We start from the raw sequence: 13642 nt of genomic DNA, 5'->3' as shown, positions 1-13642 counted from the left end.
GCATCGTTTCCTCCCGATCACGCAGCCTGCAGGGCTATCTCCAGGTCGGCGATCAGATCGTCCGGATGCTCGATGCCGATCGAAAGGCGGATCGTCGATTCCAGAACGCCGATGCGCTGGCGGACATCGGCGGGCACGCCGGAATGCGTCATGGTGGCAGGATGGCTCGCAAGCGATTCCGTGCCGCCGAGGCTGACCGCGAGCTTGAAGATCTGCAGCGCGTTCAGGAATTTGAACGAGGCTGGCTGACCGCCGCGAATGTCGAAAGAAAAGGTGGAGCCCGCGCCGGTGCATTGCGCGATGAAGGTCCGGCCGGCCGGCGATTCCGGATCGTGGTAGGGCAGATAGTGGACCTTCTCTACCTTCGGGTGGTCGCGCAGATAGTCTGCGACGGCCCGCGCGTTGCTGTTTGCCCGTTCCATGCGCAGCTGCAGCGTTTCCAGCGAACGGCCGAGCATCCAGCAGGAATGTGGATCGAGCTGGGTGCCGATCGCGCCGCGCAGGGCCTTGATCTGCTTGATCACCGCCTTGCGACCAAGAACGGCGCCGGCGATCAGATCCGAATGACCACCGACATACTTCGTCAGCGAATAGAGCGAGATATCGGCGCCGTGCTCGATCGGCCGCTGGAAGACCGGCCCGAGCAGGGTATTGTCGCAGACGATAATCGGCATGTGGCCTTGTCTTGCACCGATCGCGTCGGCCACGCGCCGGATCATCGCCACATCGACCAGGCTGTTGGTGGGATTGGCTGGCGTCTCGATCAGGATAACGGAAACGCGGCCGTTGGCCATCGCCTCTTCAGCCGCCTTCTGCACCGATCCTTCGCTGATGCCGTCGGCAAACCCAATAGCGGCGACGCCGAAGTTCAGAAAAGTCTTTGCCAGCAACGTTTCGGTTCCCCCATAGAGCGGCTGTGAATGCAGGATCGCATCCCCCGGCCGGACGAAGGCGAACAGAGTGGTGGCGATCGCCGCCATGCCGGATGAAAACAGCACGCCGCTTTCCGTCCGTTCGTAGACGGCGAGCCTGTCTTCGACGATTTCGCTGTTTGGGTGGTTAAAGCGCGAATAGACGAGGCCGGCACCCTTCCCTTCGGGCGGCTCGCGGCGGCCAGACACGTAATCGAAGAAGTCGCGGCCATCCTCGGCCGTGTTGAACACGAAGGTGGAGGTGAGGAATACCGGCGGCTTGACCGCCCCTTCCGAGAGCTCCGGATCGTAGCCGTAATTCAGCATCTGGGTTTCGGGATGCAGGGCATGATTGCCGATATGGGTTTTGGAAGGATGCGGGGCAGTCATCATCGTCTCCTCTATCGGGAATGGCGAAATGTCAGAATACATCAAAACTACAGGAGAGGAGCAATCTTCGCGGTCAGTTCCTGATCTCGCCCAAAGTATCCGCGACATAGGCGCCTCGCGCTCCCATTGGCAGCGGCGTTCCTGTCGTCGTGTCCCTCGCGGTCTGATGCTCCAGTTCTGCGTTGAGCTCTCCTCCGACGATGAGAATGACGACGGAAAGCCAGATCCAGATGAGGAAGCCTATCAGCGCCCCGAGCGTGCCGTATGTCGCGTTGTAATTGGCGAAATTCTCTAGATAGAAAGAGAAGCCGAGCGACATGGCGGCCCAGGCGACCGTGGTCAAAACCGCGCCCCACGTCATCCACCGGACCTTGGCAGCCTCCCGGCTTGGGCCAAAGCGGTAGACCATTGTGACGGCCACCGCAACCACGAGCAGAAGCAGCGGCCACCTAAGGAGAAGAGCCATGTGCTCCTTGAATTGATCGAGCCAAAGATAGGAGAGCACAACTGGCATCACACCAACGAGGGCCACCATGACGATCGCAAAAGCTATCGCACATAGGGTAAAGCAGAGGCCCGTCAGATTAAGCCGCACCAGGCTTCGCTTCTCCTTTTCCTCGTAGGCCACGTTCATAGCGTCGAATATCGCCAGCGTGCCATTATGGGTGCTCCATAGCGCGACCGCGAGGCCTACGAAAAAGGTTAGGCCAAGTGTGCCGTCGCGCCGCTCGACGAGCGCCTTGATCTGATCGGCAAGAAGATCGAATGCGCCGGGTGGCAAGAGGACAGCCAACTCGCGAAGATGTTCGGATATGGTAACCGGATCGGCAACCAACCCATAGAGAGCGACGAGGGCCGCCAGGGCAGGAAATATCGCCAGCAAGAGATAGAAGGTCACGCCCGCCGCGATGAGAGTGACGCGGTCGTCTAAAATTTCATGGAAGACGCGCCAGAAGACGTCGCGAAGGCCGCTGAAAGGGATAGCCTCGGGCGTACTGGCGCTGCGGCCATGATCGTCACCTGCGTGGCCAGTATCCGCAGACGGAGCGGCCGACCTGCGCTCGACTGCCTGCATGTAGACAAGCGCGCCGATCGCTGCGGCCATCATTGCAGCCGCGGTGGAGAATCTCTTACGTTGAACCACATCACGCATGTGGATGGTCTCCGATCTAGTGCGGAGATAACGCGGCGCGTCGCTAAAGGATGCAAGCCATTGCTTTTCTGCGGACATTTGATGCAAGACCGAGATCGTCCGTTTCCCTAATCGGGTGAGGAAGCAGGGATTGAAACGATTGAGCCGCGTCGCCACTGCGCTCAGTATCTCCTAAAGCAAGGCCAATGGTGTAGTTTCAGAAATCATAATACATTGATATTGCCGCACAAATCACCATTCGCGGAAGCAAACGATGGCTTTAGTTCCCTTGCTGCCTGCTGGTGCTTGGGCGCCGCCAGAGGGTAGATCCGGTGCGGAGCCAAAATCGGAAGCGGCGCTTGGCCCTTGCTGTCACCCGATTCCCGCGCCTATCAGGCATCTGCAACGATGCTTTCTGTATCGGTCCGCAAAACAATAGCGCCGCTGACAACGACGTGCAATAGCCGCTTCTGGCTTCAACGCGCAAGTGCCGATCCGTGGCTGCGAGCCGATTGTTTTCGCTCCGTGTACCCCGTGGCAAGCGTCGGTGATACCGAGAGAATGCCCGCCTGCGGACGCGATCTCGATGGCGTCGGTGGTTGCTTGATAGTGTCTCGGCGGTACGCGCTTAAATCGATCAAGTGGCCACGCGTGGGCTGAGCTGAGCGCCCGGTGGTGGAGATGCGGTGCGCGCCGCTTCGGACACAGCGTGGCGCTACTTTGCGGTAGCGGCCCCTCCCCGACCGCCACTGCAAGAGCTGCTCCGGCATCCCGTTTGTAGGTGCAGGAACATCTTCCGGCGTATCGGCCGGGGATGAACGCAGCTCTTCTGCAGTGGCTGGCAGCGGGGCTGCACGCTATCAAATGCCTGTATCGGAGACGGGCGCCGCCCATTCGGGCATGTGGGACGGTCTGGGCTCTACGGTCGGCGATCTCAGGGCAAAGTGGACCCAACGCTGTCCCCACATATGCTCGGCTCGCTGCCGCAGGCATATCGACGATAGTCGCCGCTGCGTCGGTGCGCTGACGGACGTGCTCTACCTCAGCGACTGCCTGTTCGCAATGGGCTGATGCGCCCGACGGGTTCGACGGCGTGAGCTGCCGATCCTGCAGAATGAAAGGATGCCCCTGCCCTTCCGCTCGGCCGTACGAAGAAACGCATGACAGCGAGACGGTCGGACTGCTGGCCGACTTCTAAGGAGCCGACTCCATGGCCGATGGAGCAGCCGACCCTCCGCCCTTTCCCCGGTGAAATCCCCAAATCCCAGCTGCAAGCCCTAGCGTTGGCTCATCCTGTTGTTGTCCGCGGACAACCGGATGTTCCGCCAGGTCGTTTGATCGCGAAGCGGGTTCCGCAGCAACTGGTTCGCAAGGGTATTGCGGCCGCGTCAACGGCTCTGCCTGACGTCATCGAAAAGCGGTTTCATACGCCGGCCGAACAGGCGTGGCGTATCCGGCTTGAAGATCTCTGACAGCTCCGCAATGCCTAAGCCTGTACTATGTTTGGCGAGGAGAAGAGCGCCGTCCAGTCGAAAAAATGCGGGGCTGTTGGCGCTTCGGTTTCATTCATCGGGAGAGATGTACGGCAAGGATGCGGGCAGCCGCAGCCCCATCGTCCTTGCGGCTCTTGCGTCCCCATGGTGGGGCGGCAATCGATGGCTCCCATCGCTTAAGGAAAAGCTGGCTGACTAAGGGCAACGCGGCGCTCCGGCAGAGCGGGTGCCCCAACTGAGTTGATCGGGAAGACGGGCAGGCCCGTCCTTCGAGGCTCCCGCTGGCCGCCTCAGTCCGGGTAGAGAGGGTGGCGCGTGACGGCAGGCACTGTAGGCCAAAGGCTGAACCCTTGGGTGATGCAGCGGATAGCCGAGCGCCGGCCGCAGCATTCGCAAGTGTGGGCGGATGGTGGTTGTTGTCGCCGTCGTTGGTGATCGGCGCCCGATCTGTCAGGTTGGTGATCGCCTTGTCCGACGCCGCGACCAATTCGGCCGTCAGTCGGGTGGAGATAAGTGAGGCAACATCATGATCGGGCGAAGGATGGGGCACTGCGCGGCCAAGACGGATCGTCGTCGATCTTTTGGGACGATCTCCCTCGCGGCAGGCTTGGCGCACCCACAGTGCGATCCTGGTGCCCCATCAATTGTTTCGCGGTGGACCAGATCGTTCTGCAGGAAGTCGGAGGAAATCGCTGCCCCAGATCCCCCGCTCGGCAAGTTGTCCGCGGACAACCCGCGCGCCCAGGCCCAATCGCGTGCCAGAAAAGGCTGAATTCGCCTGTGGCTCGTCTATGATATCGGTGCGGCCGCTAGGCTTGAATTTGCCGCATTGCGGCACTACCTCGTGACAGACCGAAGCGCTTAACCCCTCCGAGCCGCTTCGGTCCGACGGACAGCACTCCTCCTCCCACGGCTGTCGGTCCCTATCGAAGCCCGGCGCACCTCTCCCGCGCCGGGCTTTTGTCATTCTGGCAATGCCCGGCGGGCGGGCAATGAAGCCTCGTTTCCCATGAGAATCGATCCGCTCCTGGTAAGATGTACAGGCATCTGGCGTCCTTTGGTCCGATTATCAAAGATGAAGGCCGACAAATCTCAGGCTGGAGGTTCTCCGGCACCGGATAGGGCAGGGCTCTGATAGCCAGCTTGCGCGGAGCTAGAAATGGTCCAGTTCCGAGCCTGCTTTTGAGCGTGCTGCCGTGCGTGCTCCTGCGCCAGATGTGGGTGTGTTGACGGCGCCGTCGGCCAGAAACGAGGCGAGCTGACTGCGTAGATCGAAAGGCAGTATCGCCTCGAGAACGTCGAGCTCTTTGGCGAACTGCACCACATCGCTCTCGTTCCTCGCTGAGATCAGGCAGTGGACTGCCGCACGGATGGTTCATTCGTCGTCATAGCACAGCGCCCATTGGTCGCCGATATACCAGCAGCGTCCTATCCGCGGCTCCGTTTTCCAGAGCAGGCTTTTGACGAACTCGATGCCGCCGCGCCTAAAGGCGGCTGTCAGCGCCTCGATCTCGTTGTCACCGATAGACAGGCCACCATTGGCGCAGACGAAATAGGCCGTGCCGATCCAACGCGCCGCAAATCCACTCTCGCCGCGCTCAATCCGAAGGGCGGCCCCATGGGATGCATGACGGCCGCCTTTCGGCGGTCGGTCCTGGCGCGGCACGCCGAGTGGCAACACGAGGCGCCCTCCAGGCCGAAGCCTTTCGATCCAGGGTTCCGCGGGTCGCGCGACGGCGAAATTCACATAGATCGCATCCACCTCTTCCTGCGGCCATTGACTGCCGTCGGCGTTTATGACGCTGACATTGGCGCGATCGGCAAGTGCTGTTTGAGCGTGGGCAGCCAGATCGGGATCCATCTCGACGGCATAGACATGACCGGAAGTTCCCACAAGCTCCGAAAGAATGGCGCTGTAATAGCCGGTGCCGGCACCGATATGCGCGATGCGATCCCCGATTTGTATGTCCAGCTCTGCCAGGAGTCGGGCATGCAGTGAGGGACTGCCATTGTTGACACCTTTGTCGGTCTGCAAGGCAAATAGCACGTCCTGATAGGCCAGAACCAAGTCGGAGGAGGGGAGGGGGCGATATCCTCCGCCCAGATTGGCGATCTGCCATGGCGGCGCGCCGAGGAATTTTTCGCGCGGGACGGTGGCAAAGGCGGCTTCGATCCGCGGGTTCGTCGTCGCGGCGGTTGCCACCACCTGATGGGCGTAAGCGCGGCGGATCACCGCCAGTTCGTCGGCCGTAAACATCGCAGTTGGCATGGACAAATCTCCGGGCATGGCTTTGACCTGTTCCCTTTTTACGTCCTTGCGGCTCCAAATCCATCTCTATCCCAAATGCTTGATTTCATGGGTAGGAACTCATGACGGAAGTTAAAGGTCACTTCTCTTCCATTGTGGAAAACTACGCTGTTACTTCATAAGCTTAATACTCGAGCGTGGCCTGCAACGATGCAGTATCGGCTTATCGGCCTCGTTCCCTTACAGCAGGCGACGCTGGGCAAGGCGGTCCGGCCCTTGGATGCCAAGCGCTCCCACAGCGCCATCGACACGTTTCAGGCGTCGGGTATCGTGAGGTGTCTGGCGTCTAGTCTGAAACGCTTCTTGATCCTGTCGACGGGCGTCCCGTCCTGAAGCGGAACCTGGACCAGCCGGTCATAGGTCTCGAAGCCCATCTTTGCGTAATAGCCAAGGCCGCTGACATTGTCGGCGCGAATGGTGGCATTGATGAATTCGAGCCCGAACTCTTCCGCTGCGGCTCGGGTTGCGGGGAAGAGAGCGGTGCCGACGCCCGGGGTTCTTGGATTCATGCGGGCAAAGGTCGCGATGTCGGCGAAGCCTTCCGGCGGATCGCCGTATAAGCTGAGCGATTGAAAGCCGACGAGTAACTTATCGTGCTCTGCAACATGGCAGGTAAGCGGAAACTCGCCGTCGATGAACCAGTCCGCGAACTCGGCAGCCGAAAGCGGCGTTTCGAGTGCGGTCGTTCCACCGGCAAGGATGATCTCGTTCAGGAGACTGCTCAGCTCCGCCGCGTCGGCGGAGACGGCCCTTCGAATGTGCATGCCTTGGCTACCTCGTTTTGGAGGTACAGCCTATCGGCGAGATCAGAGATTGCAAGTCGCCAATTCGCTGCGAAGACGAGGAATCATGAAGCACGCCCGATGCCGTCAAATTCCGGTTTCGTGTTCGACGGACTTGCTCCGGGCCCTTCATCTTCAGGCGCTCAAACGCTGCTGCGTCTGCCGGTCGAAAAAGTGAACCTTGGCCGTTTCGAAAGAAAGCTTCACCGGCTGTTCCGGCACCAGCTCGACACGTTCGCGAACGACCCATGTCAGCTCCCTGCCTTCGAGCTCCACCGCGACATGGGTTTCCGATCCCGTGGGTTCGACCACCTTGACCACGGCATCCACACCGTTTTCGCCACCGAGGGTGATGTCTTCGGGACGAATACCCAGCGTCAGCGGCCTGTTGGCGGAATTGGCTGGAGCCCGCGAAAGCGCTACGCGTGACCCACCCGACAGCGACAATGCCGGGTTGCCTGCGCCCTCAAGGGTTCCCTCGAGAAAGTTCATCGCGGGGGAGCCGAGGAAGCCGGCGACAAAGATGTTGCGCGGCCGGTCGTAGAGTTCGAGCGGACTGCCGATCTGTTCGACGCGACCGCCGTGGAGCACGACGATCTTGTCGGCCATGGTCATGGCTTCGATCTGGTCATGGGTGACGTAAACGATCGTGGTCTTCAGGCGCTGGTGCAGAGCCTTGATCTCCGCTCTCATCTTCACCCGCAGTTTCGCATCCAGATTGGAGAGCGGCTCGTCGAAGAGAAAGACTTTCGGATCTCGAACGATGGCTCGGCCCATGGCGACGCGCTGTCGCTGTCCGCCCGACAGCTGCGCCGGCTTTCGATCGAGAAGCGGCTGCAATCCGAGAATTGCTGCAGCCTCACCGACCTTCTGTTCGATTTCCGGCCGTTTGACCCCGGCGAGCTCGAGCGCAAATCCCATGTTCTGGGAAACCGTCATCTGCGGGTACAACGCATAGTTCTGGAAGACCATCGCAATATCGCGATCCTTCGGCTGCAGATTGTTCACGACCCGGCCGTCAATGCTGATTTGACCGGCGGTGATATCCTCGAGCCCGGCAATCATGCGCAACAATGTCGACTTGCCGCAGCCGGAGGGGCCGACGAGAATGGTAAACTCACCGTCGGCAATCTCGACGTCGACACCATGAATGATATCGACCGTACCGAAGGATTTCTTGACGTTTCTGATACTCAAGCCAGACATTTCGTACCCCTTGTCATCTTCTAGCGCTTCCTGCGCACACGCAGCGCCTGGTACGGCTTGCGCGGAATTTTGACGCCGAAGGCTGCGTCCGGCTTGCCACCGCGCACGACCGAGCCATGGCGCGTCGGATGCGGAACGGGAGCCGCCACCTTTTCGACCGGTGTGATCGTCATCTCCCACGTGTCGATGAGATCGACATCATAATCGTCGCTGTCGACCGGCAGACCCGTGGACCAGATCACCGGCTGATGCTCGCCGAAATAAATCAGGCGGAAATCGCCGTCGCCGTCGCGCGCGCCCGACACGCGGGACCAGGGCCATTCGCCGATGATGCCCAGCGGTTCGAGGCCGTGCTTGACATCGGCTTCCAGGAGGTCGCGGAGGAAGGCGATGCGCTTCCACGCTTCGCCGCGCAGTTCCCCGCCTTTGGCCCACCAGATCAGGTCCTCGGGATGGGAATAGGTTTCGCCATGGCCGGCATAGCCGCCGCGTGCCATGGTGATCCAGAAGCGATGCACGAGCTCCTGCGCATTGAGATTGCCCCATGACTGCAGGATGTCGCCTTCATATTCCGGCTCGTCGTTAACGACAGGCTTGCCGTAAGCATCGCGCCATTCCTGGGTCCGCTTGACGTCGGGGTTTTGAATGCAGATGTGCGTGACCCATGGCTTGCGGTGATCGAAATTCGCCGTCACGTCGCCATTATGAATGGAGCGCAGGTGCTGGTAGGGGTCGTTCTCTTCCAGGATGTGGAAGTAGCGATCCCACTGCTCCATCGGCTTCGTATCGATGAGGAAATCATATTCATTGGCAAGCGACCACCAGACGTTCCGGTAGGCGGCGAGACGAGCGGCGAGATATTCGACATAGCGAAAATCCTGTTCGGCCGACATGTCGGCATAGCCCCACCGGTCATAGGGGTGGAAGATGATGATATCGGCTTCGATCCCAAGTTGGCAGAGCGCTGCGACCTGCTTTTCGAAGTGCTGGAACGAGGCGGGGTTCGGACGGTCGAAGTCTTCCCTTCCGTCCGCCCCGCGTTCGAAGCAGGCGTGCAGCGGCTCGTTGACGTTATAGGGATAGTCCTTCGGAAACACGCCCATCCGCATCTTGTTGAAGCGGGCCTTCTTGAGGGTTTCGAGGGTCTGCTTCTGCATATCGAGCGGCTGGTGCGTCCAAGCATAGCAGGTCGTCCCGAAGGATAGGAAGGGGGTGCCGTCGGCATAGGCGAAGTGGAACTTGTTGCGCACGCGCACGGGGCCGTGATTGCCGGCCGAAGGCCTGGTCGCAATCAGTGCGCCGGTCTTGCCGTCGAGTGCGGTTGTCTTGGAACGGGTCAGAAACGACCATTCGCCCTCACTATCCGGCATGAAGCGGATGCGGTAGGTGCCGTTGCCATCATAAAAGCCCGGCACGCGAACTTCGCGGCTCTTGTGGGTGAACACGGCATCGAATGCCACGTCGAGATGGGGATTTCCATCGGAGGGTCCATCAAAGGAGGCCTCGAACACGCCCCATTTTTCGACTGTTGCATCAGACATAGAATATTCTCCTCGTGAATGCTTTTGTGGTCGCTAGCCTTTGACGGCGCCGGAGGTCAGGCCAGAGACGAAGTAACGCTGGAAGATGAGATAGACGATCGTCGCCGGCAGGACGGTCATCACGATGGCCGCATTGAGCTGGCCGTAATTGCTCGAGAACTGCCCCTGAAACGACATCAGGCCGAGCGGTAAGGTCCACATGTGCTGATCCTGGAGCAGCACCAGCGCCATGGCGAATTCGTTCCAGGTGGAGACAAAGTCGAGGATGAGCAGTGCGGCAAGCACGGGCAGGCACACCGGCAAAAAGATCCGTCTGAAGATGATGAAGTGGCTTGCGCCGTCGATCAGTGCTGCTTCCGACAGCTCCTTGGGAATGCTCTTGAAGAAGCCGTGCAGGATGAAAACCTGATAGGGAACGCCGAAGGCGATGTAGGGAAGGATGACGCCGGGATAGGTGTCGATCAGGCCGAACGAATTGACCAGGGTGAAGAGCGGCGCAAGCATCACCTGGAAGGGGATCATCGTGCCGAACACCACGAGCAGCAGCAGGGCCTTGGTGATCTTCAGCTTGATCTTGGCAAGGGCATAGGCGGCCATCGCCGAAAGGAACAGCCCGAGTGGCACCTTGATGACGGTGATGATGACGCTGTTGAAGAAGGAGTTTGCGAAGTTGCCGCGGCTCCATGCGGCGCTGTAGTTTTCGAAAGCGAGCTCGGTTGGCGGCACGAAGGCGCCCGTACCTGTCACCGCCGCCGGCGTCTTCAAGGAGGTGAAGACGATGAAGACGAATGGCGCGACCCAGACGAGCGCCACGATGACAAGCGTGATCCAGAGGCCGATCAGAATCGGATCCCGCTTCACCGACGATGGTTCGACCTGCAGATGCACTGCGGTCTGGTCGGTCGGTACTGCTGTCACGATTCAACCTCCTCGTGCTTCTGGGTCCATTTGAGATAGGGAATGACGACAGCCATGGTGATCAGCAGCAGCACGACCGAAATCGCCGCGCCTCGTCCGAAATCGAAGATCTGCATCGCCTGCGTGAATGCCCAGAGCGCCAGCATCTGGGTGGACTGCGCCGGCCCGCCGCCGGTCAGGCCATAGACGATGTCGAAGGCCTTCAGCGAGGAGATGACGGAAAGAACGAGAACGATCGTGATGGTCGGGCGCAAGGCCGGCAATGTCACATGCTTGAACACCGCCCAGCGGCCGGCGCCATCGATGCGGGCGGCCTCGACGAGTGTCTGAGAGACGTTCTGCAGGCCCGCCAGGAACAGGACCATCGAGAAGCCGACCGTCTGCCAGAGATAGGCGACGAAGACCGAATAAAGGGCGATATCCCTGTTGCCCAGCCAGTCATTGATCCAGCCCTGCATGCCCCACGAGGTGAGCAACTGGCTGAAAAGGCCGAAGAACGGATCGTACATCCACTTCCACATGGTGGCGACGGCAATCGGCGCGATGATAACAGGCAGATAGAAGATGGCCCTGAGGCCATTGCGGCCGAATATCTTCTGATTGAGGCTGAGCGCCAGCAACAGTCCGACCATAGGGGGAAAGATCAGGCTCATCACGGTCCAGATCACGGTGTTGCGGAAGGCAACCCAGAAGACCGGATCTTTGGTGAAAATCGCCGAATAGTTCGCAACGCCGACAAATTGCCGATTGGGATCGAGCCCGTTCCATTTCTGGAAGCTCAAGATGACGACATTGAGCATCGGATAGAGGGCGAAGACGGCATAGATTGCCAGGGCTGGCACGAGCAGGATGAGCGCTTGTACGCGCGGATCATGTGTCGATTGTCGAAGTGACATGCTTTCCTCCTGGCAGTGAAGCGGCTGCCAGCTGATGAAAGAATGTGCCGGTCGATCGACAGCTGGGTCGATCGACTGGCACCTCGGGAGGAATCAGGTTCTGCTTGCGATGAAGCTCTGCAGCTGCTTGGCGGCATCGGCCGGCTCGGTGTTGCCGGAAGCGACGTCATTGATAACGCGGAAATATTCCGTCGTGACATCGAGCGGGAACGCCTGGTCGCCGTTCATGTAGACCTTGCCGTATTTCTGGAAGATCCCCAGCCATTCCGCCTCGAGTGGCTTCTGGTTGGCATATTGTACGTTCTTGTTGACGGAGGTCGAACTCAGCTGGCCGAGCAGGTCCTGCTGGACCTTCGTCGACAGGAAGTAGTCGAGGAACTTCGCCGCTACGTCAGGGCTCTTGCTCTTGGTGCTGATGTAGTTGTACTCGGCGAAACCGTAGAGACGATCGGTGTTGGTCGGGAAGGGGAAAATCCCGTAGTCGTCGAGATTGGCGCCGGAGCCGTTAAGCTGGCTGACCAGCCAGTCGCCTTCGAGCATCATCGCTGCACGGCCTGCGGTGAAGAGGCTGTAGGACTGTTTGTTGTCGATGCCCATGAATGGCTGCAGCGTATAGTCCTTCGTCCACTTGGCGAACTCCGCGAAAGATTCCGTCGCGCAGGGCTCCTTGGTCCAGTCCAGCGTCATCGCCTTCAGCGCGTCATGCTTTTCAGCACCGCACTTCGTTTCAAGGATAACGTCCATGAGGCGCATGACGTGCCAGTTGACCGTGCCGCCGAAGGTGAAGGCAGGAATGCCTGCAGCCTTCAGCTTATCGGCCGCGGCAAGGAATTCGTCGTAGGTCTTCGGCTCTTCCTTGATGCCGGCCTGTTCGAACAGCTTCTTGTTGTAATAGACGGCCTCGCCCTTGAAGGTGAAGGGGACGCCGTGCTTGCCGCCGGGATAGAGGTCCGCGAAAGCCGCTGCCGAGGGCAGCAATTCGTCGCTCCACTTGTACTCGGCATAATACTTGTCGAGAGGCAGGGACAGGCCGGCCTTCACATATTCGCCGCCGAGGCCGAGGCCGGCCCAGCTGAAATAAATGTCTGGCCCCTTGTCGGAGCCAGCAGCGACGCGCAAGGCGGTCTTATGCTCGTCGACCGCGCGCTGAACGATCTCGACATGTGTTCCGGGGTTTGCCGCTTCGAAGTCCGTCGCCACCTTTTTCAGAGCCGTGTTGGCAGCATTGTTGTCGAAGTTGAGGGTCCAAAGCGTGATGTCTTCCGCAAGAACCGGCGTGGCCGATAGCGACGCCACGGCGATCGCAACGATGCTCGCAGTCTTCAATTTCGCAGAAAGGGTCAGCATTACCGTCCTCCTCTTGTAAAGCCGGGCCCCTTGTTGCAGATAGTCATCGACATGTCAACTGGTATGATGAGCTAACCATTGTCGCACTGCGCAAATTTTGCCATTGCGGCGATGATGATGACGGCCGAGGCGGCACCAGGATCGGTGTGCCCGATCACGCGGTCCCCCAATCGCGAAGCCCGTCCCTTGGCCGCCGTCATGTTGCTGGTCGCTTCACAGCCTGCCCGCGCTGCCCGCTCGGCTGCCTCGAAGCATTGGGGGAGGGGCTTTCCCGACTGCCAGGCATCGAGTGCCGCGTCAGCCGCGGGCTTCCAGGCGTCAACCATCGTCTTTTCACCGGGTTCAGCCTTTCCGCGTTCCTGGATTCCCTGTCCCATTGCCGCAAAGACGCGCAGGAAGTCGTCGTCGCTCAATACCTGCTTGTCTTTGGCGGCGGCTCCGGCGCGCATGAAGGCCGTGGCATATAGGGGGCCGGACGAAGCGCCGACTGCATTCAGGAAAGCCTTTGCCGCGACGTTGAATGCGGCTGTCGGGGCGATCTCGGCGTCAAGCTCGCCGACCGCTTTCGCCGCGGCCTGGCAGCCTGCATCCATGGCAAGGCCGTGATCCCCATCTCCGATGGCACCGTCCAGTTCGCAAAGTTGATCTCGTTCCGCCGCGATATCCTCTGCAATCCCGGCAAACATGCGCTGCAGGTCTTCGGTCGTAAACGTCATCG

At 60.0% G+C, this 13642-nt stretch carries 11 protein-coding genes; all 11 read right to left on the bottom strand.

Translation table 11 applies throughout. The features are described from left to right. Positions 1-17: 17 nt before the first annotated feature. The 11 genes from BS630_RS31495 to dhaL all read right to left on the bottom strand — a co-directional run bounded on the left by BS630_RS31495 (position 18) and on the right by dhaL (position 13640). Positions 18-1301, bottom strand: a complete 1284-nt coding sequence (locus BS630_RS31495) for a cystathionine gamma-synthase family protein (RefSeq protein ID WP_077980568.1) — start codon at positions 1299-1301, stop codon at positions 18-20. A gap of 73 nt (positions 1302-1374) precedes the next feature. After that, entirely contained in the window at positions 1375-2454 is a 1080-nt protein-coding gene (locus BS630_RS31490; protein WP_077980567.1) for a YihY/virulence factor BrkB family protein, read from the bottom strand. 2625 nt (positions 2455-5079) lie between these two features. After that, complete coding sequence (locus tag BS630_RS37150; RefSeq protein WP_158081440.1) at positions 5080-5250, bottom strand: hypothetical protein; 171 nt, start codon at positions 5248-5250, stop codon at positions 5080-5082. Positions 5251-5301: 51 nt separating this feature from the next. Beyond that, positions 5302-6213, bottom strand: coding sequence for a protein-L-isoaspartate O-methyltransferase family protein (locus BS630_RS31480; RefSeq protein WP_077980565.1), 912 nt, complete (start codon positions 6211-6213; stop codon positions 5302-5304). Between the two features lie 275 nt (positions 6214-6488). Further along, positions 6489-6998: a GNAT family N-acetyltransferase gene (locus BS630_RS31475; RefSeq protein ID WP_077980564.1), complete on the bottom strand. Its 510-nt coding sequence runs from the start codon at positions 6996-6998 to the stop codon at positions 6489-6491. Positions 6999-7151: 153 nt separating this feature from the next. Then, positions 7152-8222: an ABC transporter ATP-binding protein gene (locus BS630_RS31470; protein WP_077980563.1), complete on the bottom strand. Its 1071-nt coding sequence runs from the start codon at positions 8220-8222 to the stop codon at positions 7152-7154. Between the two features lie 20 nt (positions 8223-8242). Further along, on the bottom strand, positions 8243-9763 hold the full coding sequence (locus BS630_RS31465) for a DUF5060 domain-containing protein (protein WP_077980562.1): 1521 nt from the start codon (positions 9761-9763) through the stop codon (positions 8243-8245). A gap of 33 nt (positions 9764-9796) precedes the next feature. Then, positions 9797-10681: a carbohydrate ABC transporter permease gene (locus BS630_RS31460; RefSeq protein WP_077980561.1), complete on the bottom strand. Its 885-nt coding sequence runs from the start codon at positions 10679-10681 to the stop codon at positions 9797-9799. Further along, the gene (locus BS630_RS31455) at positions 10678-11577 is read right to left on the bottom strand and encodes a carbohydrate ABC transporter permease (RefSeq protein ID WP_077980560.1); all 900 of its coding nucleotides are present in this window, start codon (positions 11575-11577) and stop codon (positions 10678-10680) included. Before BS630_RS31455 ends, BS630_RS31460 begins: the two co-directional genes overlap by 4 nt. A 93-nt stretch (positions 11578-11670) precedes the next feature. Further along, positions 11671-12924 (bottom strand): ABC transporter substrate-binding protein, encoded by a 1254-nt coding sequence (locus BS630_RS31450; protein ID WP_077980559.1) that lies wholly within the window; start codon positions 12922-12924, stop codon positions 11671-11673. 71 nt (positions 12925-12995) lie between these two features. After that, on the bottom strand, positions 12996-13640 hold the full coding sequence (gene dhaL / locus BS630_RS31445) for a dihydroxyacetone kinase subunit DhaL (RefSeq protein WP_077980558.1): 645 nt from the start codon (positions 13638-13640) through the stop codon (positions 12996-12998). Positions 13641-13642: the final 2 nt, after the last annotated feature.

Origin of the sequence: Rhizobium laguerreae (genome assembly GCF_002008165.1) — a bacterium.
In the GTDB taxonomy this organism is placed as follows: Bacteria; Pseudomonadota; Alphaproteobacteria; order Rhizobiales; family Rhizobiaceae; genus Rhizobium; species Rhizobium laguerreae.
Note: the sequence above shows the minus strand (reverse complement) of the source record. Positions and strands in the feature narration are given on the sequence as shown.